This is a genomic window from Ochrobactrum sp. SSR, from assembly GCF_030067775.1.
Taxonomy (GTDB): domain Bacteria; phylum Pseudomonadota; class Alphaproteobacteria; order Rhizobiales; family Rhizobiaceae; genus Brucella; species Brucella teleogrylli.
Genome location: NZ_CP125971.1, coordinates 895,021 through 921,532 on the forward strand (window position 1 = coordinate 895,021; position 26,512 = coordinate 921,532).

Below are 26,512 nucleotides of genomic sequence, written 5' to 3' on the forward strand. Positions count from 1 at the left end.
TGATATCGGACATACATTATCTATCATGAGACGGAAAACCGTCCCGCAGGCGATTGCAAAGCGTGATCCCGATACAGTCGCCACGTCGGAGAAAATGGCCTAGCGTTGAAGGCGTGGCCTCGTGAAAAAATGGGCGAAGCGTGGCGTCAACGTCGGCACATCCAAAAGTTCCATAAAAACGATTACACGATTTTTTGTAAGTTTTTGCTTTTTATATATATTTTCGAAGAATGGCGTCTCCTCCGTCATGCACTCCCGTCGCAGACGGTGCCTTCCCACATCATAGTTTCTTGCCCGCTATGAACCACTGCAATCTCGCTGAACGACGTACAATTGCGCGCTAGCGACCGCGCTCCGCTTGAAATGTATCCGGCTGCAAAGTATATACTCGTGTATATACAAAGGAGACCAATATGCCACAGCTCCGACACTCCGAACCTACACCAGCACGGGAAGCGAAACTCTTCCGTAACAATAAGAGTCAGGCTGTGCGCATTCCAGTTGACTTCGAACTTCCCGGCGACCGGGTGATGATCCATCGCGATGGAGATCGACTTATCATAGAGCCGGTGCGTCGCCTGAACCTGGTGGAAGTGCTTGCCGGGCTGGAACCGCTTGGGCCGGAAGATCAGTTCCCTGATATTGACGATACCCTGCTACCGTTGAAAGAAATCGATCTGTGAGCGCGCTCTACATGCTCGACACCAATGTCGTGTCCGAGCTTGCACGAAACCCCAAGGGCGCTGTCGCCAAACGCATCGCCGAGGTTGGACCAGAAGCTGTTTGCGTCAGCATTATCACGGCAGCGGAGTTACGCTATGGATGCGCCAAGAAAGGATCGCCGAAGCTACTGGCGCACATCGAGGCCATTCTTGGAAGTATGCAAGTGCTCGCACTTGATATGCCTGCCGACGCCGAATTTGGACGAATCCGAGCCGAATTGGAAGCCGTTGGTCAGCCCATAGGTCCGAATGACCTCCTCATCGCTGCCCATGCTTATGCGCTCGGGGTGGTGTTAGTCACGGCCCATACCGGAGAATTCTCACGCATCCGTGCTCTGAGGGTCGAAAACTGGTTGCGCGAATAGACTGAGCGCGCCCAGAGGCGAACCCGATACTGCTCTGATCCAGGTAGGAGGGAGGTGTGAACCGCGCCGGGTTTGCCGGAGGCCATTTCGTTTAAGCTATGCGGCCACGGCCGGTGCGTCCAGCATGGCGTAATATCGTTCTTCGGCTTCGGCTGGCGGTATGTTGCCGATGGGCTCCAGAAGGCGACGGTTGTTGAACCAATCTACCCATTCCAGCGTGGCGAACTCCACCGCTTCGAAGTTGCGCCACGGTCCTCGCCGATGGATGACCTCGGCCTTGTAAAGACCATTAATCGTTTCAGCGAGAGCGTTGTCATAGGAATCTCCAACACTCCCGACCGACGGCTCGATGCCCGCTTCCGCCAGCCGTTCGGAATAGCGAATGGACACATATTGCGATCCGCGGTCGGAATGGTGAACCAGTCCGCCACGGTGGACGGGCCGCCGATCATGAAGCGCCTGGTCGAGGGCATCGAGAACAAAACCCGCATGGGCAGTCCGGCTTGCTCGCCAACCGACGATGCGGCGAGCGAAGGCATCGATCACGAACGCGATGTAAACAAAGCCCTGCCAAGTGGCCACATACGTGAAATCAGAAAGCCAGAGCATGTTGGGCGCAGGCGCGAAAAAGTGCCGGTTCACCCGGTCGAGCGGGCATGGTGGGGCCTTGTCCGACACGGTGGTTTTGACGGGTTTGCCACGGATGATGCCCTGTAGTCCCATCAACCTCATAAGCAGAGCGACCGTGCAGCGGGCGATGTCGTAGCCTTCTCGCTGCAACTGCCGCCAGACTTTACGCACGCCGTAAACCTGGAAGGCAGTCCATCGCGTAAAATTGCGTGCCGATCCATTCCCGTCAAAGCGATGTCTCTCTCGCCCTGAAAGAAGACATGTCGAAGGTGATGTTCGAGATCTGGTATTGATAGTTGATCCGCTGTGACGCCTTCAAGGACAATCATGCGCATACCGCAGCCTATGTCGGAGCCGATCATATGCGGCAGTACAGCGCCTTCAATGTCCGCGACTACGCCGACTGGGACCGGCTTTCCAGGATGGAAGTCGGGAGTTGTTACGACAGCACGAAGCGAGGAATTCTTTCGAGCGAAGTCTTCTTGCGAGGGCAAAGCACTTGCAAGATCCGAAAGTGATCGCGCAAAGCTGCGTTCCGGTTCGTCGTGAGCTACGACCGACCGAATTTCATGACCAGCAATGTTGCTGGTGCGACAGATGGGTATTGTGTTCATTTTGTTCTCCGTGGGTGCCAGGGTTCAGCAGCCGCGGCAATACGGAGTGCCCGCGCATATCGCATGAGATGCAGAAAGAAACAAGCTTTTTGTATATGTGGGTGAAAGGCAAGATTTGCTATGAAAACAGGTAAGCCCTTTAGTGATGCGGCATTACCACAATAGACTAAAAACTGGGTTCTTTCGTTCAAGCGTGGCCATGCTCTGCGGAACATCAGGTTGATTTCTTGCCATTGGCTTTGTATGAGCCGCCTATTCTACGGCCGATGCGGCTTTATCTGGAAAGGGAGCACGACGATGCAAAACATCATCCTTCGACCCGTTGGGGCTTCAGCCTAATTCAGTCTTTACTGACGGATGCTGATTGAGCTGTTGGTTACGCCAGCAGACGATATCCCATATCCAGAGTTTATATCATGGGCATTCAAACTGGGAGCTTCGGCTCTATCAACGCCGGAGGACATTCTCCGGCAACTATTCGTCGTTATTATTCCGAGCAAAGTTGGATTGAGGGTGAAGCCCTTCGACAGCTTGAAGAAATGTCACGTCTTGATGGAGCAAAGGCACTTGCTGCTTTTCCCGATTTGCATCCGGGAAAATACGGCGCAACAGGCGTTGCACTTCTTTCTCATCGCCTTCATCCGCTATTGATCGGCAACGATATCGGTTGCGGGATGGCTTTATTCGCACTCGATTTGCCATTGCGTAAGTTAAGCATCGATAAGGCCGAACAGCGACTAAGAGAACTGGAGCACCAAAAAGTTAGCGATCCAGAGGACGCGCTATCTGCTCACGGCCTTCCGCACGATTTCTTCGCGGAAGCCTTGGGAACGATTGGCGGCGGCAATCACTTTTGCGAATTGCAAGCTGTCGATCAGGTTTCCGGATCATCCTCGGCAAATTTGATCGACGATCAATGCTTGTATCTTCTCGTTCATTCGGGTTCTCGCGGCGTGGGAGCTGCGCTATTTGCAGAATTCCTCGCCACTAACGAAAAACCGAACGTTGGAATTGAGATAGACGATCCGTTTGTTACGCGATGGATGGCAATGCATGATCGATGTGTCGCCTGGGCAACACTGAACCGCCACTTGATTGCGGAACGCGCTGCACGAGCATTACGAGCGGATATTCGCCTCGTAGCAGATGTGCCGCATAATCTGGTGCGCGTTCGGTCCGAGGGGATTGTGCACCACAAAGGCGCGGCAGCGGTTGAGAGCGGCGATCTCGTTCCAATTGCCGGATCGAGAGCAAGCCTCAGTTACATCGTGCGGGCTCGGGAAGAAGTGCATCAGTCTCTCGGCGCAGTTTCTCACGGAGCGGGGCGTAAATATGATCGGGCAAGCATGCACGGTCGTGTCGGCACTTCACGTTCACATCGAGAGCAATTAGCACGCAACGATTGGGGTGGGCGGGCGATCTGCGATGACCGCTCACTCCTCATTGAAGAAGCTGCCTCCGCCTATAAAGACTGCGGCCAGGTCGTGACGGATCTGGAGGCACATCAGTTGGTAGAACGTGTTGCAACTATGCGTCCACTTGTTACTTACGAGAAAGCCGTCAATCGACCGGGATATTCTCGCAAAAATTCTGACAAACGGAATAAGAGGGAGATGCGCAATGAAAAGCGTTGATCTACTTATATCTTCGGGAAGTGGGCCTGCTGAATGCCGTATTGCAGTCGGACGCTTCATCGACATCCTTTCTAAAGAGGCACAAGATCGCGATTGCCTGTTCGACGTTACAGCAGAAATTGCGTCCGATAAGCATGGCCCTAAATCCGCTTTGGTGACTATCGAGGGAGAAGCGGCTGACCAGATTGCGCAAGAATTTTGCGGAACAATAAGGTTGGTGTTCAAAAGCCTTGTTCGACCGCAGCATAAGCGACAGAACTGGTTCATATCAGTGAGCCGGATCGCGCAGCCAGGAATTGATGAGATCGTCATTTTGCCAAATGACGTTCGATTTGAAACTTTGCGAGCTGGCGGGCCAGGCGGTCAGCACCAGAACACAACCGACAGTGCCGTACGTGTTGTCCATATTCCAACGGGTATCCAGTTAATCGCCCGCAATGAGCGATCTCAGCATCGAAACAAGGCAACGGCGCTAGAACGTCTTGGAATGGTCCTGAAGCATCTCCAGGAGGACAAAATTGAAGAGGCCAAGGCCGCACGTCATCTTGAAAACCGTAACATGGAACGCGGAAATGAGGTGAAGAGCTATCGCTTGTGATCGATGTAAAAGAATGGCCCGGATATCCGGGCCATTCTCGTTATTCAGACTTCTGTGAGCCCTTTTTCTTGTTACGCCAGGGTGCGTTCTTCTGCCAGTCGCCGGCCATGATCGAGCCATAGGGAATGACCTCATCGACAATCTCGGCCAGTCCGTATTCACTGATCTGCGCCTTGACCTGAGCGGCGTTCTTGTAAGCGCCGGGCAGTTCCGAAACGTCGGCGTTACCGCTGAAGAAACGAACATCAAGCCCGCTCGTTTCCTTTGCCAGAATATCGGCAATGTTGTTCGGGCTCAGTCCGCGTGAATCTGCTCCATATTCCGCAGCCAGCTGTCGAAGGTGTGCGGTTCTGGAGAAATTACGTCCCGCACCGTGCGGCGAGAAGCCAAGACCGTGCGCTGCATTCGAACCCCGTACGATCAGGATCGGTTCCGCCATGTTGAGCGGAATGATCGTAAGGTCTGTTGCATCGTCCGCCCATCCGTCGAAGGCCGGTGTTGCGCCTTTGCCGTGATAAAAGAGACCGTCAGACTTCCGGAAGACGAAATTGTGCTCGTTCCAGAAACGGTCGGCAACTTTCGCTCCGAGTCTGGACACAGCCATGTCGTGAATGGCGAAATGGTTCTCTTTTGTCCACTGACGGACAATCTGGAGCGCCTTCCAGTAATGTTCTCCTTCTTCGCTTTCGGCTGGAATCCAGGCATTCTGCTTTAAGGTTTCCGGCGAAAGCACCTCGCGGAAGCGATTGGCGACTTTCATGCCCCGGTCGTAGAGCCGGGCGCCGGGCGCACGCGAACCATGATGGGTAACGAGCGCCGTTTCTCCCGTTGACTTCATCTGCCCGACATAAGCGAAATGATTGCCGTCACCCTGCGTCGCATAATGTTCAACAGCGACACTTGCAATTTGGTTCAGATATGGGTTCGCCTCGATAGCTGTAAGCGTTGCATCGGATGGCTTGAGTTGAGCGCCACGAGGACGTCCGCCTGGCCCGAAATGCGTCACAGCATGAACTGCATCAAGCAGTTCGTGCGGCGCTACCCCTGGAAGAATGGAGATCGCCATCGAACAGCAAATATCAGCCGAGTGCATACCTGGATGAATTGCTTCAGAAGCGACGACACCCCCAACCGGGATCGTACCGATCGGCCCGGATGGGCAGGCGTCGGGCATGATCGCGGCCGCGCGAATACCGGGCGTGCGCGAGAGTTCACGCATGGTTGCGCGCACATTTTCGACGTTTGCCTGTTCCGCAGCACTTTCAGCCCGGATATTCATGTGAATATCGATATCGCCGGCTCCCTTCAGCGGTAGTTTCGGCGCGGGTTGATACGCCATCGCAGCCGCAAGTGCCGCCTCGCGCGATCCGCCGTCACGCAGAACGTCATTTCCGGCATCGAGTGCGTCACGAAACCATCTACCCTGCAGTAATCCTGCATCGATCAGATCCTGGCCGCTGAGTTTCTCAACCATTGTCTTTCCTGCTTTTGCAGTCCTTCTCAATTGTCTTCGTTTCTAAAATTGATCCTTCACCGAGGTGAGGGGCATGTCTTGCATTTTGCGAAAATGCATTTGTGAAGACGGACAGCGGCGACAACGATGGGCGAAACTAGGATGGCCCCGCTCGTGCCAGAGAGCGTGTTGCAAAGGAGGAGTCGAACCTGCCAGACCACCCAAAGATGTGCTGTAGTTCCACCCGGCATTCGCAACTGCCCGTCTTTGATCTGGCGACAAATTTTTGAGAAACCGTCTCTCTTGCGAGAGTGCAGAATTTGAATCTGCTTGCCTTGCGGCTTTACCAATGTAGTTCCTCAGGCATTCGCCAGATATCTAGATTGTCTGCAACGACAAGAATTGGTGAAACGCCTGCTCTACCGCTGAGCTACGGGTCCATAGAAAAGGAGAACCCGGCAGGATTCGAACCTGCGACCTGGAGAGTAACGATCTGTAGTTTCGACCGGCATTCGTTGCAGTTGCTCACGCCGGGAAACCGGCGCGAGTATTGCCTTTATTGAAGCTCGATAGCTTCGATCTTTTGCAGCCAGGCCTCTGGACCACTTTTGCCATTGGCAAAAGCTGCAATCACCTCGAAGACGGCATCAGAAAAACCGCCTATATTGAGCACGTCGTTTCGGCTCTGCGCCTGCGTCGTCTGGTACGGCTGGATATCGAGACATACCAGCTTTGCAGCCGGATTGAGCCTTTTTATCCGCGCCCATTCCCGCATCTTTGTTGACGGGCTGCCATAATACGACTGCTCTACCCAGGACTGGTTATCCGAGATGAACACCACCAGGTCGACCTTTGTCCGCTCATTGGCAAGTTTCGCCAGAGGTGCAGCGCAGTTGGTGCCGCCACCGCCGATGCTTGCCAGTTTCTCGGCATTGGTCATGACCGAGTCACGACGGTTCAGCCGAACATCGACAACGTCATATTCGAACGGCATCACTCGAGCATTCGGGTTTCGCTGCAGGAACGCGGCAGTCATCAGGCCAGCCACGTCGATGCATCGAACGACCGAGGTCGCCCCCTTGCGATAGCCGGTGACGCTGGATCCCATCGAACCGGAAACGTCGGGGCAAAGAACCACCTGGCCGTCCAACGCCGGCACATTGGCCAGAGCTGCGTCCATTGCCTGTTGGAGCGCATCGCGAACCTCTTCCGGTACCGCTGCCGACGCCGCTTTCCACGTTGTCATCAGCTGATACGGGAAAACTCTGGCTTTGCGCACAGCTTCCGGATCCGAAAGACGGTGGGCAACCTCCTTTGTCATCCCTTCGACGTCGAATACACCCTTGCGTGCAAAGGTATTCAGATTCTGGCGAACCATCTGCCAGCTTCCGTTTCGTGCGATCTCGACCCAATGCTCGCGTGTCAGCGGCAGCGAAGTCAGCAGATGAAACGGAACGTCCGGTACTGGTTTCGACAAATCGCGCCGAAACTCTTCCAGAGATTTCACTTCGACTGGCAGCGCTGCGTAGTCGTATGGCTTGCCGACAATCCAGGCGTAAAACGCTTTGCGTTCTTCGGTTGCCGGTTTCGGATGAACCATTTTGACGACATCCGCGAGAGACGGGTCGTTACCGACCATGGCGTTGAGAAGCTGGCGCGTGCTGGCCGTTTCAAGCCATGCCTGCACCATTTTCTTTGGCCTTGTTCCGAGTGACTTGCGTCCCATTGCGCCGGAGCGCATGACCTGCACGAAGCCGCGCAGCATCTTGCCGCTCTTCACTGCCTGCGGGAATGCAGCAGCAAATGCATTGCTTTGGAGGGTCGAAAGAAGTGCCAGCAGCGTGACCGGCATGTCCTTCATGAGGCCTTTTTGCGCAGCATAAACGGCAAGTCTGGCCAGAAATTCTGGCTCGACCTGGGAGCTGAGTTCATGCAGGGCACTCACTTGCGTTTCGCCATCTACATAAAACGTTCCGTTGAAAGTGCCGGTAACTGCGAATTGAGCCAGGGCTTCCTTCGGCGTCAGCTTATATGCGGGGGCACCAGCTTCGTTCACCGTGTTTGTCACTGGGAGCAGCTTGCCCAGATAAGTTTTGAAGATTGCCTTGTTCACCATGGCGTCACCTTTTTTGAATGTTCGTTGACCCTTACATTCCAAGAAGCGTGCCAGTTTGCGAAGCTGCATTTAAAAATGGCGGAAAAAATTTATAACATGTTGAAAAAGAAGAGAAATAAAAATCGAAGAAATATGGAGACCATTTGTTGAGCAAAGAACGAGCTTCGATTATTCTATCTCATGATAGAAGCATTTATACAAAAAGATAAAATGAAAAAACGCGTCGCCTTCAGCATTCTCGGCACAACCCTTGATGTGGGCAAGTGGGACAAACGATGGTCGCGCTGGAGGCCGAATGTTGCGCTTTGCCAGCAGCAGGGGCTGTTCATCGATCGTGTCGAACTGTTGCACGACAATCATTCCGAAACGCTGGCAAAGCGCATTATCGGAGATATTGGCACGGTATCACCGGCAACAGAGGTCAACTGCAATATCGTCAATTATACCAACGCCTGGGATTTCTCGGAGGTCTATACCAAGCTTCGCGATTTCGCCCGCGATTATCCTTTCGATCCGGATGCGGAAGATTATCTGGTCAATATCACCACAGGCACTCACGTCGCGCAGATATGCTGGTTCCTGCTGACCGAAGCGCGCATCATCCCCGCACGCCTTTTGCAGCTTTCCCCGCCGCGCTATAAAGACGCCGATCCGGATGCTGAAATTGATGTTGCTGGCACGCATAGCATCATCGATCTCGATCTCTCTCGCTATGATGAGATCGCAAAACGCTTTGCATCGGAACGTGAGGATGCGGCAACTTTCCTGAAATCGGGGATCGTTACACGCAATCAGGCCTTCAACCGGATGATCGATCAGATCGAGCGCGTGGTTATCCGCTCCACTGCGCCTGTATTGCTGACAGGCCCGACAGGTGCGGGTAAATCGCAACTGGCGCGTCGCATCTATGATCTGAAAAAGGCCCAGCACAAAGTCACCGGCCCTTTTGTAGAGGTCAATTGCGCAACCTTGCGGGGGGATCAGGCGATGTCCACATTGTTTGGCCACGCAAAAGGTGCGTTCACCGGAGCAGTCGGAGAACGTGCCGGCCTTCTCAAATCGGCAGACAAGGGCGTTTTGTTTCTCGATGAAATTGGCGATCTTGGCCTTGATGAACAGGCGATGTGTCTGAGAGCCATTGAGGACAAACGGTTTCTGCCCGTCGGCTCGGACAAGGAAGCCTCGGCAGAGTTTCAGCTGATCGCCGGCACCAATCGCGATCTGGGCGATGATGTTCAGGCCGGGCGTTTCCGCGAGGATCTCTATGCTCGTCTCAATCTCTGGACGTTTCAATTGCCAGCTTTGCGCGAACGCCCCGAGGACATCGAGCCGAATGTCGACTTTGAGCTAAAACGCTATCTGGAAAGGGAAGGGCAGAACGTAACCTTCAATAAGGAGGCCCGCCAATATTATCTTGATTTCGCAACCGGTCCTCACGGCCACTGGCATGCCAACTTCCGGGATCTGTCTGCCTCAATTACCCGCATGGCCACACTTGCTCCTCAGGGACGCATTACGGCTGATGAAGTCAAAGAGGAAATTGCCAGGCTCTCACGACTGTGGCGGTCAAAAGCGGGCGAAGATCCCGATCATGAGACTATTGAAATGGTGATGGGGAAAGATGGCGCCAATAAGCTTGACCTTTTCGACAAAGCGCAACTCTCTGCGGTCTTGAAAACCTGCGGTGAGAGCCAATCGGCAAGTGCGGCCGGACGCGTTCTCTTTGCGCAATCGCGGCAGGAGAAGAAAAGCGCCAACGATGCAGATCGCCTGATCAAGTATCTGGCGAGGTTCGGCTTGAGCTTCGATGAAGTGAGAGAGCGGCTGCGTGCAGCACCGCTCCCATAAGACGACAAATGTCAGGCGCGGTTCTCTTCACACTTCCATCCAGACCTGATTGAGTATCTTTGCGGCCAGCGCGGCCTTATCCTGCGGCAAAAATCTCCCATAGTGGCTTGCCACCATGTCCGGCGTATCCTGGATTGCATGGCTAGCCTGTTCGTAAGAGCCACTGCGTCCTCCGAGTTTAGCGAATAAAATTCGCTGATTAGATCAATACTGTGCAAAATGCGTGTTCGGTCTTGTTGGCTATCGTACCACTTTTTCCGCAATGCGCTCTTGGGCCAGCCGCACCTATCCCCACGCCCCAATCGGGCTATCATCTCCCAGCCGTCGGAAATCTGCTTGCTGCCAGCAAGCTTGGCGTGATCCTGTAGCGGGGAAAGAACCTCAGGCTGCCAAAGTCGGTACCGTCGCATTCGGTGCAGAGAATTTCTGCGATTGCTTCGATCAGCGCCTTATTTGCCATTGGTTATATCCTTATAGTAGTGATCGACAAAGTAGTTCACGTAAGGATTAGTTGCTTCCGGATATAGCCGGTATAGACCTACGCCGATAACTGCGATGATGAACGCGATGAGCGCGTAGTTAGTGACCTTGTCCATCGCGCGGTACACTAGCCTTTCTCCGGTGCCAGCCACGGATACTCCACGGGAAGCTCACGAATAGCTGTTTCTAAACTATCGAATATCGAGCCGTTGTCGGTAAACGCAGCCCAGTATTCTGCGTGGTAGTTGTGCTCAGGCACATCATCAATCCAGAATTTTTCCGCGATGCAAATAACAGATCCATCTGACCGCTGAAAAATTTCAGTTTGGTTTGCGCGTCGGGGCTAAGCTCTTGGTGGATTATCGTGCGGCTCATGGTTGGCCTCGTTATATTCTGATGGTGATAGTCACCTATCCGCGAAGATCTGCGCAGGCATGCAGGAGCAGACCTCGCAGATCATGCGGGCCATCGAAGCTTACTACTGCTTGTTCGGCTCAAGTGCTCTCTTGATCATATCACGATGAATCCACGCTTCCATCGGTGGGCATCCGAGTTCGAGAACTTGGTTTTTCAGCCACTGAGAAGCGAGCATTGAACTCGCCTCTTTGTTATCCGAATATTTGCCAGCCTCGGCCGAGGAAATCAGAAAATTATCGACTTCATTATTTTTCAGCGTGATGGGTTCGATGCCGTGGCTTTCAAACTGGGATTTTAATCGCTCTGTTTCTTCCTTTCTTCGCCCGAGAAAAATATAGCAAAGGACATGCTTCAGGCCAGAGTAGAACCTATTCAATTGGCCGAACGCTACATAGAAAAGGAAAAACAGTGCTGCCGTTCCGGGGACGTTCCCGTTCTTAACGAAATACCAGCACATCAAATAGATGGCAGCTGCATCTATCGAATATCCAATTACGTGCGACAGAATGTAATTCTGCCCCCGAAATCTCTTCTTCATGAATATTGCCCCATCGTAGAATCAAGTTTTATAGGGAGTATTAACGCCCAGTCTATTGTGACGTTCAATGCTCCTCTGGGTTAAGCCGCCCGTTCAGTATACCCTACCAATCACTCTGCTTAACAATAGCAGCCACCGCCGAAGTGCTATTTTGAGCCACCTACAGAAATCTAGCTCTAAAGCTCCGATTTAACTCGGTGCGACAGCGATAGGAACCGGAATTAATTCTCATCCAGACTTTGCAGCGAAAGTCCGGGCGCGGCTCTCGGATATCGTCGGGATCGAACTGATAACGTCACCCAATTTGATAGAGGCGACACAGGATTGCGGCGCATTCGTTCAGATTTCCGGCGTACTCAAGCGTGTGGCCGTCAAGCTTTCGAAGACCTGCAATGATTTGCGGCTTCTGTCTTCGGGGCCTCGCGCCGGTTTCAACGAGATCAACCTGCCACCCCGGCAGGCTGGTTCATCCATCATGCCTGGCAAAGTCAACCCGGTCATTCCGGAAGTTGTGAATCAGGTTGCTTTCGAAGTCATCGGTAATGATGTGTCTATTACAATGGCGGCCGAAGCCGGCCAGCTGCAATTGAACGCTTTCGAACCGATCATCTTCTACAGCCTGTCGCGATCGATTAATCATCTCACTGCGGCATGCAGCACACTTGAAGCAAACTGCGTTATCGGCATCACCGCCAATACAGAACGATTGCGAGGCATGGTCGAACAATCGATCGGTATTGCGACAGCGCTCAATCCATATATCGGGTATCGGAATGCGACGGAGATCGCGGTTGAGGCGCAACGTACCGGTCGCAGCGTATATGATCTGGTTCTTGAAAAGCGATTGATGTCGAAAGAACGCCTTGTCGCAGTGCTTCTGCCCGAAATGCTGACTCGGCCACAGCTGTTGCCGGCGTCGGAAGCCGCCGAAGTTCGGCAATAGCCTGCTCCTTTGCAACGAACCGCCACCTACCCAGCATATTTCCATAAAGCTCTTCGACTGGGAGCCCGAAGAGTTCGATGGCAGCCGGATTATGCATCTTACTTCCGGAATGTCTGATCGAGTGAGTTCTTAATGTCGGCGAGGTCCGATACGAACCGGTTCTATGCATCCTGATCGCCATTGACCGCGGACGCCAGCATCGCCCCGAAGCATTCGCCACCGAACTGCTTCTGGCGGGCTGGGCCAAAACAGTGTTCTTAGGCTGCACGGCGGCAGAGCGCAACGAAGCTCCTTGCGGCTAATGAGGATTCGCTCTTTCGGAAGGCGATGGCGACATCTGAGGTCGTAGTGATGCTGCTTACATCCACATAGCATATGCCAGGAAGGCCCACGGCATTCATAGATTTGGGCACCAGTGCCACACCGAGTTCAATTGCGACACGGCTTGCTATTTCGGTGAAATCCAGTGCATGCGCATTGATATCTGGATCGAAACCGGCGCTTCGGCAGGCTTCGAGTGTCGTCCTGTGAAAGCCGGTGTCGGCCGGCTGGCGCGGTGTGAGGAAGGTTTCTCCCTTCAAGGCGTCGAGCCGGAGTGTGCTGCAATTCGCTAGGGCATGGGCTTCATTCAGCACGGCAACGAGAGGTTCACGCTTCACGATTAGGCTGGTCAATCCGGGCGGCATCGGGGCGGGCCAGCGGATGAAACCCATATCCAGCAAGCCTTCCGAAATGCGCGAGAGTTGCATTCGCAGTTCCATTTCAGTGAGGTTGACCGCGACATCGGGATATTCCGCCCGGAATGTACGGATGGTTTCGAAAACGATGCCGGAATAGGCGGCCGATGCGACATAGCCGATGGAGACCTGCCCGATTTCGCCCCGCCCGGCGCGTTTGACTGCCACCATGGCCGCGTCGGTCTGTGCGAGGATCTTGAGCGCTTCGCGGTAAAGCACCTCGCCAGACTGGGTCAGCTGCACCGAACGCCGTGACCTGTCGATCAAAGGCGAGCCGATGATTGCCTCTAGCGCCATGATCTGCTGGCTGAGGCCGGGTTGGGCGATGCCCAGTCGCGCGGCAGCGCGCTCGAAATTCTTCTCGTCCACCAGAGCGCAGAAATAGCGCAAGTGGCGCAACTCGAAGGAGCGGGCGGCAGTGTTTTTATTCGGAGCTGGCGGCATTTGCGTGCTTTTTTGAATAATTCAAAACTATGACGGCAGTAAGCATCATAAGTTATGATTATGAAAAAGACACCCTCAACTTATTGGATCGATCGACAAAAGATGATTAATGCAGTCCAGTTTATGTTTTGAGGGGAACCCAGTGAGCGTCCTAGCCCGATTGCACGGTCTATTGTCCGCTGCAGCCATTTCCAGTACCACTTTTGCCGCTGTGACCGGAGCGTTTGCACAGGAGGCCGCGGCACCTACAGTTCTTGCACCCATCGTCGTTGAAGGTAGCCGTGAGGACCCGACGGCCCCCGTAAAAGGCTATGTCGCAAAGACGAGCATCAGTGCAACCAAGACCGGAACTCCGCTGGTTGAGACGCCGCAATCGATTTCAGTCGTCACAGCCGATCAGATCAGGGCGCAGGGCGTCCAGACTTTGGGGCAAGCGCTTGGTTATTCGGCAGGAGTTGTTTCTGAACCCTACGGTTCCGACCCTCGTTTTGACTCGCCTCTCGTTCGCGGCTTCGACGGCCGGCAGGTGCAGTTCTTGAACGGGTTGCGCCTGATGCGGACTGCAGGCGCCTCGGCGGTCGATCCCTATATGCTGGAGCGTATCGAGGTGGTGCGCGGCCCTGCTTCGGTCATGTTCGGGCAGGGCAATCCCGGCGGGCTCATCAATATGATCAGCAAACGCCCGACTTTCGAGAAGTTCGGTGAAATCGGCTTTCAGGCTGGCAGTTATAATACTTACGGCACATTTTTCGATGTGGGTGGCCCGGTTCTCGACAATGACAGTCTTGCCTATCGCATGACGGGTCTGGTGCGCAAAGCTGGAACCCAAACCGATTATCTCGACAATGATCGGTACTTCATTGCCCCGGCCTTCACCTGGAAGCCCGACGAAGATACCAAAGTGACAATTCTGACCAGCTTCCAGCATGACAATCCCAGCTCGCCCTCAGGCCTGCCGCCAAGTCTGACACTGAATGCCACAAATTACAGTCTCCCCCCCCCATTTCTACGTCGGTGACCCGAGCTTCGACGATTCCGATCGCAATGTCGTCAATCTCGGTTATGAGCTGGAGCACCGCATCAACGAAACCTGGACGTTCCGCCAGAACGCCCGTTACTCCAATCAGAACTGGGATTATACGGCGCTTGGCTATGCAACGGCAGGGCTTGCAGCCGATGGGCGGACCATCAACCGAACGGCGACCTTTCAGGATGAACTGCTCAACACATTCAATATCGACAACAATCTGGTCGCGGAGTTCGACACGGGACCTGTCGAAAATAAGGTCCTCTTCGGTGTCGACTATCGCTATTTCGACAACAGCGCCAAGACACAGTTCTGGAGCGCAACGCCTCTCGATGCCTTCAATCCGGTCTATGGTGGGCCGATAAAGCTGTTGCGCGACTCGGTGAACACCCATGTGGATTCCCGCATGACGCAGCTCGGTATCTATGCGCAGGATGAACTGACCTATTACAACTGGCGTGCGACCTTCGGCTTGCGTCAGGATTGGGCGACGACGCGCGGCACCTCGACCAACTATGTGCCTGCAACGCCGGTTGCCCGCTCGCTTGATCAGGATGACGAAGAGCTGACCGGACGGGCCGGCATAGGCTATGTCTTCGATAACGGCATTGCGCCTTATGTAAGCTATTCAACTTCCTTCGAACCGGTGGCAGTTTCCGCGACGGCAGGGGTTCTGCAGCCGACGACGGGCAAGCAGTTGGAGGCTGGCGTCAAATATCAGCCGAATGGCTGGGACGGTTATTTCGCCGCTGCAGTCTATGATCTCCGCCAGCAGAATGTACCGATTTCGGTTGCGCTGCCGGGCGGTGGCTCAACGACCGAACAGATTGGCGAAGTGCAGGTAAAGGGGCTGGAACTGGAAGGTGTAGCGAGCCTCGCCCAGGGGCTCAATCTGCGCGCCGCCTACACATATATGGAGGCCGAAATCGTCAGCGGGAAAGACGACGGCAATCGCCCGCCCAATGTGCCCGAACATTCCGCAAGCCTTTGGCTGGATTATACCTTTGAGGAGGGCTCGGCTCTCCACGGTTTCGGCCTCGGCGGTGGAGTACGCTATCTGGGCCAACGCTACGGCGATACGGGAAATACCTACGACCTCGACGGAGTGACATTGGTAGACGCAGCCGTCCACTATCAGAAGGATGGCATAAAGGGGATACTCAGTGTCAAGAATATTGCGGACAAGAAGTATGTCGCAAGTTGCAGTTCCTTTGGATGTAACTATGGTGACGGCAGAACCTATATGAGTACGCTGACCTTTTCATGGTAGAAAACCCGCAACACGGGGCGGGTTTCTCGTCCCTTAAGATCAGCCGCCGGAAAGCTCTGGGCCTTCTGGCGGCTTTGGCTTTGCCGCAGGGCGCACGCGCCAGTTCGGCGCTGCGCATCGCAGCCATCGATTGGGCAATGCTCGAAACGGTGATAGCACTTGGCGTTACGCCGATTGCTGCGACGGAACTGATTCAGTTTCGCAAGGATGCAGTCGAGCCGGATATCCCCGCATTGGTTACCGATCTTGGCCTTCGGGGGTCGCCGAATTTCGAACTTCTTTATCTCTTGAAACCTGATCTGATCCTGAGTTCTCCATTCTACACCCGGCATGAACCGGCGCTGAAAGCTACCGCTACGGTTCTGTCCCTGCCGTTTTATGTGCAGGGAGAACCACCCTATCAGAAGGCCCTTGCGGCGGTAGCGAAACTGGGAAGCAGGCTGGGACTCGGGGCAAAGGCAGAGGCTGTTCTAAGCGAGCAGGAAGCTTTTCTTGCGCAAACCGCAGGGACGCTGAAGCCTTTCGTGGATCGCGCGACATATCTCATCAATATCGGCGATGCGCGCCATTTTCGCGCTTTCGGCGATGACAGCATGTTCGGTGATATTCTGTCTAGGTTGGGACTTCCCAATGCGTGGACGGACCGTTCGCGCTTTACGTTCGCGGCTCCCGTGCCGCTGGAAGCTCTTGCAGAAAAGCCGGAAGCGCGGATCGTTATCATTTCCGATATTCCAGTCGAAGCGCGCAACAGCCTGCGTAACAGCTTGATCTGGCGCTCGCTGCAGCCGGTCCGCGAGGGACGCGTTCATATGCTGGGTAATGTCAATCCTTATGGCGGCATCACTGCGGGATTGCGCTTCGCGCGCCTTTTGAAACATGCCCTGCTGGAACAACCGGAGGGCAGCCGGTGACGCAAAGGAATTTTAGCGTAGCGGCTGTGGTTGGCATCGTGGCCGCGTTGGCGCTGTGTCTGTGGAATGCGAGCGCGTTTCTGCCATTCGCGCAATGGCCTGCCGTTCCGTTCAATCCGGATAAAATGAATACCCAACAGGTCATTCTGGCCTACGCGGTGCTGCCGCGCGCAGCGGTCGCCATCTTTGCCGGTGCCGCATTGGGGCTTGCCGGTGCGCTGCTGCAAAGGCTTTTAAGCAATCCGATTGCCGATCCATCGACGCTTGGCGTTTCGTCCGGCGCGCAGCTTGCCATCGTCACGGCCACATTGTTTTTCCCGGCCCTGCTTGATGAGTTTCGCTGGGCGGTCGCGCTTGCGGGAGCGGGGCTTGCAACCGCTATCGTCTTTCTGCTGGGATGGCGAAGCCGCCTTGAGCCGGTGACTATGGTGATTTCGGGCCTGCTTGTCGGCGTAACGTGCAACGCAATTTCCGCCGCCATGACCCTTTCGCAAGGCGAATATCTGATGTCGCTGGTGACATGGAACGGCGGTTCGCTCAGCCAGCAGGATTGGTCTTCGGCAAAAGTGCTGGCGGTGCAGTTCGTCATAGGTCTGGTTGCCGCGATCATGTTGAGCCGCCCCCTGACGCTTATCGGCATTGGCGATAGCAGCGCACGGGCGCTCGGCGTGCCATTGGCATGGCTGCGCGTGGCGGTGGTGATGGTCGCCGTCACGCTGACGGCGAGTGTTGCTGCCAATGTCGGACTTGTCAGCTTCATTGGCCTTGCCGCGCCTGCAATTGTACGGGGACTTGGTGTTCGCAAGCCCGGTACGGTGTTGGTTGCGGCACCGCTCGCCGGGGCAATTCTGCTCTGGCTGTGCGATGGCGGCGTGCAATGGCTCGGTTCCGGTCTCGGTGAAACATTCCCGACCGGCGCGGTGACGGCTCTGATCGGGGGGCCGCTGCTGCTGTGGCTGATCCCGCGTGTTCGCTCTTCCGCATCGGCTGGCGGCAGCTCAGCCATATTCGCGCGCGCCTCGGCCACCAAAGCCATGTTCTTGCTGGCCTTGCTTGCGATTGCCGCGTTCCTCGCGCTTTCGCTGGTGCGCACACCCGATGGCTGGTCGTTGCTGACGGGAAGGGATTTTGTCGAACTTCTGCCTCTGCGCTGGCCGCGTCTTCTGGCAGCGGCGGCGGCGGGTAGCCTGCTGGCGATGGCAGGCGCCATTCTCCAGCGTCTCACCGGCAACCCGCTGGCAAGCCCGGAAGTCGTCGGCGTCAGCGGCGGCGCGGGGATTGGTTTTGCAATCGCATTGACCCTGTTTGCCACGCCCAACAATTTTCAGCTGTTGGTGTGCGCCGCTATAGGTGCATTTGCAGCGATGATCGTCGTCCTCAGCTTTGCGAGCCAGAGACATCTTTCCCCCAACCGGTTGCTTTTGGCGGGCATTTCCGTCAGTTCATTCGCGTCGGCTGTACTGAGTGTTTTCCTCGCCATTGGCGACCAGAGGTCATGGCAAATTCTCGCATGGCTCGGCGGTTCGTCGGCATCCGCGACGCCCGATACGGGCATTTTTCTCGCGGTTCTGGGTGTCTGCGTGACATTGGCGGCTCTGCTCCTGACCCGTTGGCTGACGATCCTGCCACTCGGGCAAACGACGCCTGTGTCGTTGGGGCTCCCCGTTGGTATGGCGCGTATGTCGACCATCCTTCTCGCCTGTATTGCAAGCGCCGCTGCCTCGCTGCTCGTCGGTCCGTTGAGTTTTGTGGGCCTGATGGCTCCGCATATGACGCGACGCATGGGGTTCGACCGTGCGGCAAGCCATGTGCTGGCATCCGCAATCCTCGGCGCGCTGCTGATGACGATAGCAGATCTTGGCGCGCGCAATGCGACATTCCCCTATGAGCTACCGCTTGGTCTTTTCGCAGCGCTTGTGGGCGCGCCATATCTCGCTTCGGCGCTCGGAAGGAAGAGATAATCGGTATTAGTTCGCCTTGAATTGAACGAGTGCTTAACACAGCTCACAAATCTGCAAGTGCCAAGATTTACTCGTTATTTGCTTGGGGTGTTAAGCTGGGATGATTTTGCTAAGATTGAAGGTTAGACACTGGCTCCCAAAGCCACGGTTCTTGACTGGCAATCTAAAAGTGAAGCCCTTTCGAAGTTAGTAATCTAGGTATCTGAAAACGGAACCTATTCTTTTGCTGATGCTGCCGCACTCGGCAAAGAAGCAGAGTTGCGCGATTGGAAAAGGATTAATCGATTTAAGAGACGTTCTAAAGATGAAGGTGTCCGAATAGCCAATGTACGCGATGGAAGCCTGGGATGCCAAGGTTTATGCTGAAATACACATTAGATCTGCTATTGTTGCACCGGGATACCTAATACATTAGAGTATGCTAATACTCGGTCCACTTAAAAATGTGACGCTTTATAGTTTTTATAAGGCGAATACGTTGACTTGCACTTAATTATATAAATATAAAATATGGACGGAAATTTAGAGGGGCATAATTATGAGAGATCGGAACGCAACAGTTAAGCGGTTTGAAAGTGTTAAGGCGTGCGCTTTGCGTTTGTATCCATTGCTGTTCTCGACGACGGCACTTGTCTCTCTCGCCTCACCCGCAGCCTCGGCTTGCATCTCAAGCATTCCTGGCGAGTATACGTGCTCGGGCACCGAAACTTCACCGCAGACGCTGGGCGCTTCTGGCGTCAATACATCTATCAGTTTTACGACCGGAGCCTCGATCAATGCCTCCGGCGCTTTGGCTTTAGACATTAGGGGCCTTGACGTCGTTTATGCTGATCAGTCCGACACGGTGATTTCCGGTGATACGGGCCTTAGTATTTTAGCGGGTGGCGCCATTGACGTTACCATTAACGGAACTTTATCCGGCGATCAGGCCGCACTTTACACCGATAGCTCATCCAACGGTCCAGTTCGAATTGTCAATAAAGGCATTATAAATGGCAAGATTATCTCATACGGCAACACAGAGTTAATCTTAGATAGCGGAAGCGGAGGGGACTACGGCGGCCCGCCCCCTCCAAATACCGCTAGCACTAATATTCATTTACAAGGGGATAATAATTCCTTGATCATCAAAGAAGGCGCCATTCTGCCTTCATCCTATTCTTTTGCAGGAGGAGGTAGTCAATTTACCTCCACGACCAATAATAACGAAATTGTTTTCGATGGTGGCACTCGCGACATCCTATCAGGTTTTTACGATGGTTTCCGCAATTGGGATCAGGTCGTACTGAGAAACAACGCTGATATTACATTTGGTGATCCGAACGATCAGACCAGCCCCCTTGATCCTACATCTACTTACGCCATGGGCTACATGCTCATTGACATAACTGGCAGTGAGGAAAAGGGGCTTACGATAGAAAGCGGGTCGACTTTTCGCTTTTCAACCGACAATTATGTGGTTCATGGAACGACGAATAATTCCGGCATGATCAACATGGCCGACGGTCGGATTGACAATCTTTCAATAGGCGGCATTCTCCAGCCCAATTTTAATCAGCCAACTTTGAGCAATTACCACTCTAATGGTGGTGCCCTTACGCTCGATGTCGTCCTCGGAGATTCCTCCTCTCCGGCCGACAAGTTTATTGTGTATGGTAACGTGACCGGGATCACTTCGGTCTATATAAATAATCTCGGCGGCGTAGGCGCTCTTACCACTGGCAATGGCATTCCTGTTATCCAGGTCGTCGGTGACAGCAGCAACGGAGATTTTGTTCTCGGCCACTCGGTGATTGCGGGTGCTTACGAATACAACGCCCTCGTAAAAGGTCCTGGAAATGCTCTTGCTGATGGGAAAGGGCCTGCAAGCGCGAATGATTGGTATCTTCGCTCGATCTTGGCACCCCTTGAACCGGAAGATCCCGAGCCCGAAGCTCCCACGGAAACCCCTGGTGGCCAGCCGCCCGTGGTTAATCCTCCAGTTACCGAAGCGCCTCAGGAGCCAAAGTATCATCCCGGCGCCCCGCTTTATGAGACTTATCCGCAAACATTGCAGGTTCTCAATGCGTTGCCAACGATGCAGCAGCGAGTGGGGAACCGGTTCTGGAACGAGCCAAGCCCGCCTGCCGAGACAATATATTGTAAGGACGCAAGCCTCAACTTCCGTTGTCCTGTGACGACAGCGCAATCGAGCTATTATCTTGGCAACGGCGGAAAATCTGTCGTAACTGCCAACGGTGTCTGGGGACGAATTGAGGCTAGCCACGGTGAGCGTGCGCCTGCATATAGCACAACTAGAAGTGAATACGAGTACGACCTCTACAAGCTTCAGGCCGGCGTCGACGGCATGTTGTTTGAGAGTGAAGCTGGTAAGGTTATCGGTGGGATCAATGCTTATTACGGCTCAATCAACTCGGATGTAAAATCCAGACACGGATATGGTGAGATAGATACCCAGGGCTACGGCATAGGCGCAACCCTGACCTGGTATGGCGCTAATGGTCTTTATGTCGATGGGCAAGCGCAGATGAGCTGGTTTGATACCGACATTGTCTCAAATTCTCTGGGCGATTTGACGTTAGTCGACGGTAATAACGGAACCGGATACGCGATCAGTGCAGAGATCGGTAAGCGGTTTGCTCTGAATGAAGACTGGGCCCTTACTCCCCAGGCGCAACTCGTCTATTCGAGAGTGGATTTTGATCGCTTTGTGGATCCATTTGGCAGCACTGTTGATCTAGAAGATGGTGATAGTTTGCGCGGTCGAGTTGGTCTGTCGCTCGAAAAGCAGCGCAGATGGCTTGATGGGGAAGGAAAAGTATCGCGATTGTCGTTATACGGTATCGGCAACGTTTATAATGAGTTTCTTGGTGGCACGAAGGTAGACTTGTCAGGAGTTGATTTCCGTAGTCGCAATGAGCGGCTTTGGGGCGGATTGGGCCTTGGTTTTACCTACAATTGGTCGAATGACAAATATTCGTTATTTGGTGAAGTTGGTTCTAGCACCTCATTTGAAAACTTTGGCGACAGTTACGACGTTTCCGCATCACTCGGGATGAAAGTCAGCTGGTAAATTTTTAAGTCAGCACCTGGTTCAACCAGGTGCTGCTTATAAAGGTATAAGATATTCGGCATGGGCAGCGCGGGTTTAAGGCATATTGTCTGTGGGGCATCGGCGGTTTTAATGGCTGCATGCACGGCACACAGTAATGACGTGGTGTCCCGGGCTGATTTGGAAAAACTAGAAAGCCGATATCAAGGTGAACGTTACAAGGTTCTCATTGTCGACCGAACGAAGTTCGATGAACGCTTTAAGCCCAAATTGGTGGTCTCGCCTTATCCCAGGAAAGCGGGGTCAATCGTCGTTTCGACGAAAGATAAATTCCTGTATCTCATTTTGCCAGACGGAAAGGCGATGCGATATGGTGTTGCAGTCGGCCAGGCAGGTTATGGCTGGTCTGGAGAAGCCGTTGTCGGACGGAAAGCAAAGTGGCCAGCTTGGTATCCGACCGATGATATGCGCAGCACTACACCCGACCTTCCGCAACGAATAGATCCGGGTCCACACAACCCGTTGGGTGCGAGGGCGATTTATCTCTATTCCAATGGACGCGATACCCTATATCGAATACATGGAACATCGGAACCTTGGACCATTGGAACGGAGGCCTCTTCGGGATGCATTCGAATGCTGAATGAAGATGTGATTGATCTCTTTGATCGCGTGTCCAACGGCGCTTATGTGACGGTCATTTAGTAAAATGCAGGTGGCAATATGGATTCGCTGGTGATTGCAAAAAAAAATATTGGCTGAATCCTTATTTGTGCCGGTAGAAAAAATTTCTGACGATGCCTCGATCAATGACGTCAAAGAGCTGGATAGCCTGTCATTTGAAGCGCTTTTGTTGGAAGTTGAGGAGATCACCGATCGAGAGATAGACCCCATTAAGATTATGCAGATCAAGACAGTACGCGATCTGGCGGATCTGATAGAAACATTAACATGAGTGAAGCAAACTCTTTTGCGGATCTCCTATATAAGACCGCAGATAGCGAGTTTAGGCGCGATACAACGCTCATTTTGGGTGGTGTAAAGACATTTATTGTTCAGAATATAGAATCTGCGCACTATGTGCTTCGTCATAATTCGAAAAATTATAAGAAAAGCATGGATTGGTTCCGGCAGACTTTTGGAGCATCCCGCTTTACAGAAAATGACGAAAGCTGGCGTATACGTCAGGAATTATCGCAGACTTATCTATCAAGATCTCGACAGAGATCGCGCATATCAAACCTCGGTTTTATTTGGGAAATCAGCTTTAGATATTCTTGTAAAAAACAGCAACCAAGGCGATAAGAACATAAGCGATTCCGTATTAAGGGATCTTGCCGCTTCTATTATGCTTGACGTCTTTTTTCAGAGAGACTTGGTTAAAACAGGTGTCGCCCTTGATGACATTGCCGCTATGCTTCAGTTCGGGTCCGAGTATTCCTTCGTTGCGACAAAGGCCCAGTTTCCGCGAAATGCAGACGAAACACGCAATTTTTTGAAAGTGCGTTCTCGTGTTTTGAAGGCTTTGCAAAGTTTTCGCATGGGCGATGCAACTCAGGGCGGGCTGTTGGACGCAATGAGAAAACTGGACAATGAAGGCTCATATGGTTTCAGGCTAGAACACGAAGTCGCGATGTTTTTTGCTGCGGCTAGCGAAACAACAGCCGCCACATTGGGATGGGCCGCCTTCATCTTGGCTAGAAATCCTGAACTTCAAGAAAGTTTGCGCGGTGCGCTAAATGGGCTTCCACCCTTAGAGGAATGTGATTGGCGCCAAATTGAACAACATGGACTTTTACGAAACTTCGTGTCGGAGGTCTTACGGATATTTCCCTCTACACCAGTTATCGCTCGTAGAGCCATCGATCACGATCGGATCGGAGATTATTCCGTTGAAGCTGGTGAGCAGATTCTCGTATCAATGATTGGAATCCAGCGCGAGAGGCGTGAAAATCAATCCTTTTGGAACGTAAATTTGGCCGATTTATCTGCCGATGCTTCAAGCACGGGAAACCAAATATCTTTCAGCATAGGCCCTCGAATGTGTGGTGGGTCACGGTTTGCGATGCTTGAACTTATGGCGATACTATGCCTCTTCATCAGAGAAGGTCGATTTGAACAGACTTCAGATCAGCCACCACAGTTTATATTCCAGACTCAGCTGATGCATGATAATGGTCAGCCGGTACGTGTTGATTACTACAAGAGGTGAGAAAATTTCTTCGGGCCTCTGATCTCCTGATCTTTCCAGAGCTAGTTAACGAGATTGCGCCAGCCGAAACTATGTGAACCGCGACAGAGACGCCCAATTCTTCGCTAATAGCAAATCGGATCTTTTCTTTTTTCTCCTCGACCAATTGCTGATTTCCACGGATATGTATGAGCACCACGATAGGTGGCGTTGTAAGGTTTTGCAGATTCTCGCCTTCGAACGCGACCACATCACCGTGTCCAATTCCAGAAATTCTTTGAGCGATCCACTCAATGTCGTCGGGCCATACATTCCGGCCGTTTACAATGATGAGATCCTTTAAACGCCCGGTTATAATAATCTGTCCTTCATAAATGAAACCCAAGTCGCCGGTTTTGAAGTATCCGTCTTGCATTAGGGGGGGAGCTGCTCTGTTCATCCTGATTGAGGTATTCCTTGAATACACTGTCGCCCTTGACCTGCAGCTCACCCTGCACGCCATCGGGCAGCGTATAGCCGCTCTGATCAGCAACTCTTATCTGCAGATTTCGGAGTGGTTTGCCGCACTTCACGAAATTGCTTGGCTCGGCAGGCCCGGTTTCCGAGATACTTATGGTATTAAGACCTGCTCCGGGTTCTGTCATCGAAATCGCCAATGTAGCTTCGGCCATTCCGTACGAAGGAGCAAAAGCTTTCTGACCAAAACCCATGTGTACGGTGCGTTCTGCAAATTCTGCCAGTATTGCGGCATTGATGGTGTCGCCGCCAATGCCCGCTACGCGCCAACAGCTCAGGTCAAGTGTCGTTGTTGACGTGACCGCTAGTGCCCGATTTGTGGCTTCATATCCAAAAGGCGGTGCAAAACTAATTGTGGCTTTGTTACGAGAAATCAACTCAAGCCAAAGCGTCGGTCTTCGCACAAATGTCGACGGCGCCATGTAGTCGACAGAGCATTGTCCAAACATAGGTGCAATCATGAAGCCCATCAGGCCCATGTCATGGTAAAAAGGCAGCCAGGAATTCGCCCTATCATCCGGCCGTAGCTGTAGTCCGTCACGCAAAATGGCTGTGGCGTTAGCTGTGGCGGCAGTTTGTGTAACAATCACACCCTTAGGAAAAGATGAGGAACCAGATGAATATTGAATATAGGCGATCTCAGAGGTTTTTCTATCCTCTGGCCGCAATTCACGTTTAAGGTCCAGTTCTGCAAAGGACAACAGATGCGTCGTTTTTGTATCGGCATCTCTAAATGCCTGGATCAGAGATGATGGTGCTATTAATATCTTTGCCCGGCAATCTTGAACTATACGATTTACTCTTTCCAGGTAAGCTGAATGGCCGCCGATATAACGGTTAAAGGATATTGGAACCGGGATGAGGCCGATGTACTGACAGGCATAGAATGCATGTTGGAAAGATCGGTTGGTTTCTGCGATTATTCCGACGAACTCGCCTGGCTGGGCACCCGTATCGAGCAACTGTGCAGCGACTGACAAGGATTGCTGTCGGAGTTCCTTATATGAAGTCGCGTGGGTAAGTAGCCCTTTTGATGAGTAGAAATTCGTGCCTGACTTACCCGTAGCGGCGTAATCGAGAGCATCTGAAATTGTGACGAAACCACCACGTCTCAATGTGATATCACTCAACGTGGGCGTTGGAGATATCTGATATGACAGATCGATCATTGCTTAAACGCTGAGAAAATTAGGATATCCTCTCGGTTGCCATTTGCTCCTATAACTTCCTTTTTTAGGCGAGCCTCGAAAACAAAAACGTCTGGAATCATAAAATTGAAAAGTGCCTGTCTATTGGAAGCCAGAATGCGGGCGCTAATCTTGTCCATATTGTAATGGTTGAGCATATGCCTTACGAAAACCGGCCCGGTCTCGTACAACACTCTTTTCCCCACATAGTCCATATCTCCAATAGCCGATGTGATATGGCCCGTACGCTGTAGAAGATTGACATCGAGCGTATAGAAACCGATCAGTCTACCATTGGATCGATCAATAATACCCGCTATATGGCTAGTGAGATTGTCAAAAGAATCCAGGAATTTTTTTAACGTCGGAACGTTCCATTCTCGCATTGGCAGATTAAGACCATTCATAACGCGAGAATCTCGAAGCCAATCGATTAATGGTCCCGATGCATCATCTGCGGTCAAACTTCGTATTAAGTAATTTGCACTCTCGACGTTAATGCTTCTTTTTGCAGTTCCCGCGCTAAATGGAGTGCCGAATGAATACTGAATGCGCATGCCGCCCCTCATATGGTTGCAATACAGTGAAATAATAAATGTAGAGCATTAACGCAATGCGGTTTTGCTGGGAAAACAGTTCGGCTTTATATTGCAGGAGCATCGAACGACAGGAGTTGGCAGAAATACAGATAAACAGCTGGTCCGGTGGGTTGGTTATCCTGCTTTATGAGCGCGGCGGCGTCAGCTGATCGCCACAAAGCCGAAAGGATCATCCTCGAGGCCAACCAGATCTTGACTGGCAATCTGGAAAGGCAGTCCCAGATAATGCCACTGCTGCTGATCACTCCGAGGCAAACAC

At 52.9% G+C, this 26,512-nt stretch carries 18 protein-coding genes and 3 pseudogenes; 13 read left to right on the plus strand and 8 right to left on the minus strand.

Annotation, left to right across the window (positions count from 1 at the left end; all coding sequences use genetic code 11):
• The first annotated feature begins 413 nt into the window (after positions 1–413).
• Positions 414–683, plus strand: a complete 270-nt coding sequence (locus QLQ11_RS21660) for an antitoxin (RefSeq protein WP_283735429.1) — start codon at positions 414–416, stop codon at positions 681–683.
• Positions 680–1,087, plus strand: coding sequence for a type II toxin-antitoxin system VapC family toxin (locus tag QLQ11_RS21665; RefSeq protein WP_283735428.1), 408 nt, complete (start codon positions 680–682; stop codon positions 1,085–1,087). Before QLQ11_RS21660 ends, QLQ11_RS21665 begins: the two co-directional genes overlap by 4 nt.
• A 96-nt stretch (positions 1,088–1,183) precedes the next feature.
• On the opposite strand, the pseudogene QLQ11_RS21670 reads toward QLQ11_RS21665, so the two are convergent.
• Positions 1,184–1,903, minus strand: a pseudogene (locus QLQ11_RS21670) (IS3 family transposase); the annotation flags it as partial.
• On the minus strand, positions 1,816–2,331 hold the full coding sequence (locus tag QLQ11_RS21675) for an RtcB family protein (protein ID WP_371836019.1): 516 nt from the start codon (positions 2,329–2,331) through the stop codon (positions 1,816–1,818). The pseudogene QLQ11_RS21670 and the gene QLQ11_RS21675, both read right to left, overlap by 88 nt.
• A gap of 416 nt (positions 2,332–2,747) precedes the next feature.
• Here QLQ11_RS21675 and QLQ11_RS21680 point away from each other — a divergent pair, with 416 nt between their 5' ends.
• Both QLQ11_RS21680 and prfH read left to right on the plus strand, forming a co-directional pair.
• Positions 2,748–3,965 carry an RNA ligase RtcB family protein gene (locus QLQ11_RS21680; protein WP_283735427.1) on the plus strand — a complete coding sequence of 406 codons (1,218 nt, stop codon included), beginning with the start codon at positions 2,748–2,750 and terminating at the stop codon, positions 3,963–3,965.
• On the plus strand, positions 3,952–4,563 hold the full coding sequence (prfH, locus tag QLQ11_RS21685) for a peptide chain release factor H (RefSeq protein ID WP_283735426.1): 612 nt from the start codon (positions 3,952–3,954) through the stop codon (positions 4,561–4,563). Before QLQ11_RS21680 ends, prfH begins: the two co-directional genes overlap by 14 nt.
• Before the next feature lie 40 nt (positions 4,564–4,603).
• Here prfH and QLQ11_RS21690 read toward each other — a convergent pair whose 3' ends face one another.
• Positions 4,604–6,037, minus strand: coding sequence for an RtcB family protein (locus QLQ11_RS21690; protein ID WP_283735425.1), 1,434 nt, complete (start codon positions 6,035–6,037; stop codon positions 4,604–4,606).
• A 535-nt stretch (positions 6,038–6,572) separates the two neighbouring features.
• Positions 6,573–8,132 (minus strand): TROVE domain-containing protein, encoded by a 1,560-nt coding sequence (locus QLQ11_RS21695; protein ID WP_283735424.1) that lies wholly within the window; start codon positions 8,130–8,132, stop codon positions 6,573–6,575.
• 210 nt (positions 8,133–8,342) lie between these two features.
• On the opposite strand from QLQ11_RS21695, the gene rtcR reads away from it, so the two are divergent.
• Positions 8,343–9,980, plus strand: a complete 1,638-nt coding sequence (gene rtcR / locus QLQ11_RS21700; protein WP_283735423.1) for an RNA repair transcriptional activator RtcR — start codon at positions 8,343–8,345, stop codon at positions 9,978–9,980.
• Positions 9,981–10,938: 958 nt separating this feature from the next.
• Here rtcR and QLQ11_RS21705 read toward each other — a convergent pair.
• A complete protein-coding gene (locus tag QLQ11_RS21705; protein ID WP_283735422.1) occupies positions 10,939–11,415 on the minus strand; it encodes a hypothetical protein in 477 nt (158 codons plus the stop codon).
• Positions 11,416–11,608: 193 nt separating this feature from the next.
• On the opposite strand from QLQ11_RS21705, the pseudogene QLQ11_RS21710 reads away from it, so the two are divergent.
• Positions 11,609–12,358 (plus strand): annotated as a pseudogene (locus QLQ11_RS21710) (lyase family protein); the annotation flags it as partial.
• Between the two features lie 257 nt (positions 12,359–12,615).
• On the opposite strand, the gene QLQ11_RS21715 reads toward QLQ11_RS21710, so the two are convergent.
• Complete coding sequence (locus QLQ11_RS21715) at positions 12,616–13,539, minus strand: LysR substrate-binding domain-containing protein (RefSeq protein WP_283735421.1); 924 nt, start codon at positions 13,537–13,539, stop codon at positions 12,616–12,618.
• Between the two features lie 109 nt (positions 13,540–13,648).
• Here QLQ11_RS21715 and QLQ11_RS21720 point away from each other — a divergent pair.
• The 7 genes and pseudogenes from QLQ11_RS21720 (at position 13,649) to QLQ11_RS21750 (ending at position 23,972) form a co-directional block, all read left to right on the plus strand.
• Positions 13,649–15,836: pseudogene (locus tag QLQ11_RS21720) on the plus strand (TonB-dependent siderophore receptor).
• Positions 15,830–16,747 carry an iron-siderophore ABC transporter substrate-binding protein gene (locus QLQ11_RS21725; protein WP_283735419.1) on the plus strand — a complete coding sequence of 306 codons (918 nt, stop codon included), beginning with the start codon at positions 15,830–15,832 and terminating at the stop codon, positions 16,745–16,747. The pseudogene QLQ11_RS21720 and the gene QLQ11_RS21725 overlap by 7 nt, the downstream one beginning before the upstream one ends.
• Positions 16,744–18,708: a Fe(3+)-hydroxamate ABC transporter permease FhuB gene (gene fhuB, locus QLQ11_RS21730; RefSeq protein ID WP_283735418.1), complete on the plus strand. Its 1,965-nt coding sequence runs from the start codon at positions 16,744–16,746 to the stop codon at positions 18,706–18,708. Before QLQ11_RS21725 ends, fhuB begins: the two co-directional genes overlap by 4 nt.
• A 538-nt stretch (positions 18,709–19,246) precedes the next feature.
• A complete protein-coding gene (locus tag QLQ11_RS21735; RefSeq protein ID WP_283735417.1) occupies positions 19,247–21,781 on the plus strand; it encodes an autotransporter outer membrane beta-barrel domain-containing protein in 2,535 nt (844 codons plus the stop codon).
• A 60-nt stretch (positions 21,782–21,841) separates the two neighbouring features.
• The gene (locus tag QLQ11_RS21740) at positions 21,842–22,465 is read left to right on the plus strand and encodes a L,D-transpeptidase (protein WP_283735416.1); all 624 of its coding nucleotides are present in this window, start codon (positions 21,842–21,844) and stop codon (positions 22,463–22,465) included.
• A gap of 34 nt (positions 22,466–22,499) precedes the next feature.
• Positions 22,500–22,715, plus strand: coding sequence for an acyl carrier protein (locus QLQ11_RS21745; RefSeq protein ID WP_371836020.1), 216 nt, complete (start codon positions 22,500–22,502; stop codon positions 22,713–22,715).
• A gap of 207 nt (positions 22,716–22,922) precedes the next feature.
• Positions 22,923–23,972 carry a cytochrome P450 gene (locus tag QLQ11_RS21750; protein ID WP_371836021.1) on the plus strand — a complete coding sequence of 350 codons (1,050 nt, stop codon included), beginning with the start codon at positions 22,923–22,925 and terminating at the stop codon, positions 23,970–23,972.
• A 347-nt stretch (positions 23,973–24,319) separates the two neighbouring features.
• On the opposite strand, the gene QLQ11_RS21755 is transcribed toward QLQ11_RS21750, so the two are convergent.
• Positions 24,320–25,636 carry an AMP-binding protein gene (locus tag QLQ11_RS21755; protein WP_371836022.1) on the minus strand — a complete coding sequence of 439 codons (1,317 nt, stop codon included), beginning with the start codon at positions 25,634–25,636 and terminating at the stop codon, positions 24,320–24,322.
• A complete protein-coding gene (locus tag QLQ11_RS21760) occupies positions 25,633–26,211 on the minus strand; it encodes a GNAT family N-acetyltransferase (RefSeq protein WP_121539323.1) in 579 nt (192 codons plus the stop codon). Before QLQ11_RS21760 ends, QLQ11_RS21755 begins: the two co-directional genes overlap by 4 nt.
• Positions 26,212–26,512: the final 301 nt, after the last annotated feature.

Bases quoted from the DNA above. Each gene is read 5' to 3' on its own strand.
- QLQ11_RS21695 (WP_283735424.1), bottom strand. From the start codon at position 8,132: ATGGTGAACAAGGCAATCTTCAAAACTTATCTGGGCAAGCTGCTCCCA.
- QLQ11_RS21680 (WP_283735427.1), top strand. From the start codon at position 2,748: ATGGGCATTCAAACTGGGAGCTTCGGCTCTATCAACGCCGGAGGACAT.
- QLQ11_RS21725 (WP_283735419.1), top strand. From the start codon at position 15,830: ATGGTAGAAAACCCGCAACACGGGGCGGGTTTCTCGTCCCTTAAGATC.
- QLQ11_RS21715 (WP_283735421.1), bottom strand. From the start codon at position 13,539: ATGCCGCCAGCTCCGAATAAAAACACTGCCGCCCGCTCCTTCGAGTTG.
- rtcR (WP_283735423.1), top strand. From the start codon at position 8,343: ATGAAAAAACGCGTCGCCTTCAGCATTCTCGGCACAACCCTTGATGTG.
- QLQ11_RS21750 (WP_371836021.1), top strand. From the start codon at position 22,923: ATGACGAAAGCTGGCGTATACGTCAGGAATTATCGCAGACTTATCTAT.
- QLQ11_RS21740 (WP_283735416.1), top strand. From the start codon at position 21,842: ATGGGCAGCGCGGGTTTAAGGCATATTGTCTGTGGGGCATCGGCGGTT.
- QLQ11_RS21760 (WP_121539323.1), bottom strand. From the start codon at position 26,211: ATGCGCATTCAGTATTCATTCGGCACTCCATTTAGCGCGGGAACTGCA.
- QLQ11_RS21660 (WP_283735429.1), top strand. From the start codon at position 414: ATGCCACAGCTCCGACACTCCGAACCTACACCAGCACGGGAAGCGAAA.
- QLQ11_RS21755 (WP_371836022.1), bottom strand. From the start codon at position 25,636: ATGATCGATCTGTCATATCAGATATCTCCAACGCCCACGTTGAGTGAT.
- QLQ11_RS21690 (WP_283735425.1), bottom strand. From the start codon at position 6,037: ATGGTTGAGAAACTCAGCGGCCAGGATCTGATCGATGCAGGATTACTG.
- prfH (WP_283735426.1), top strand. From the start codon at position 3,952: ATGAAAAGCGTTGATCTACTTATATCTTCGGGAAGTGGGCCTGCTGAA.
- QLQ11_RS21735 (WP_283735417.1), top strand. From the start codon at position 19,247: ATGAGAGATCGGAACGCAACAGTTAAGCGGTTTGAAAGTGTTAAGGCG.
- QLQ11_RS21675 (WP_371836019.1), bottom strand. From the start codon at position 2,331: ATGAACACAATACCCATCTGTCGCACCAGCAACATTGCTGGTCATGAA.
- QLQ11_RS21705 (WP_283735422.1), bottom strand. From the start codon at position 11,415: ATGAAGAAGAGATTTCGGGGGCAGAATTACATTCTGTCGCACGTAATT.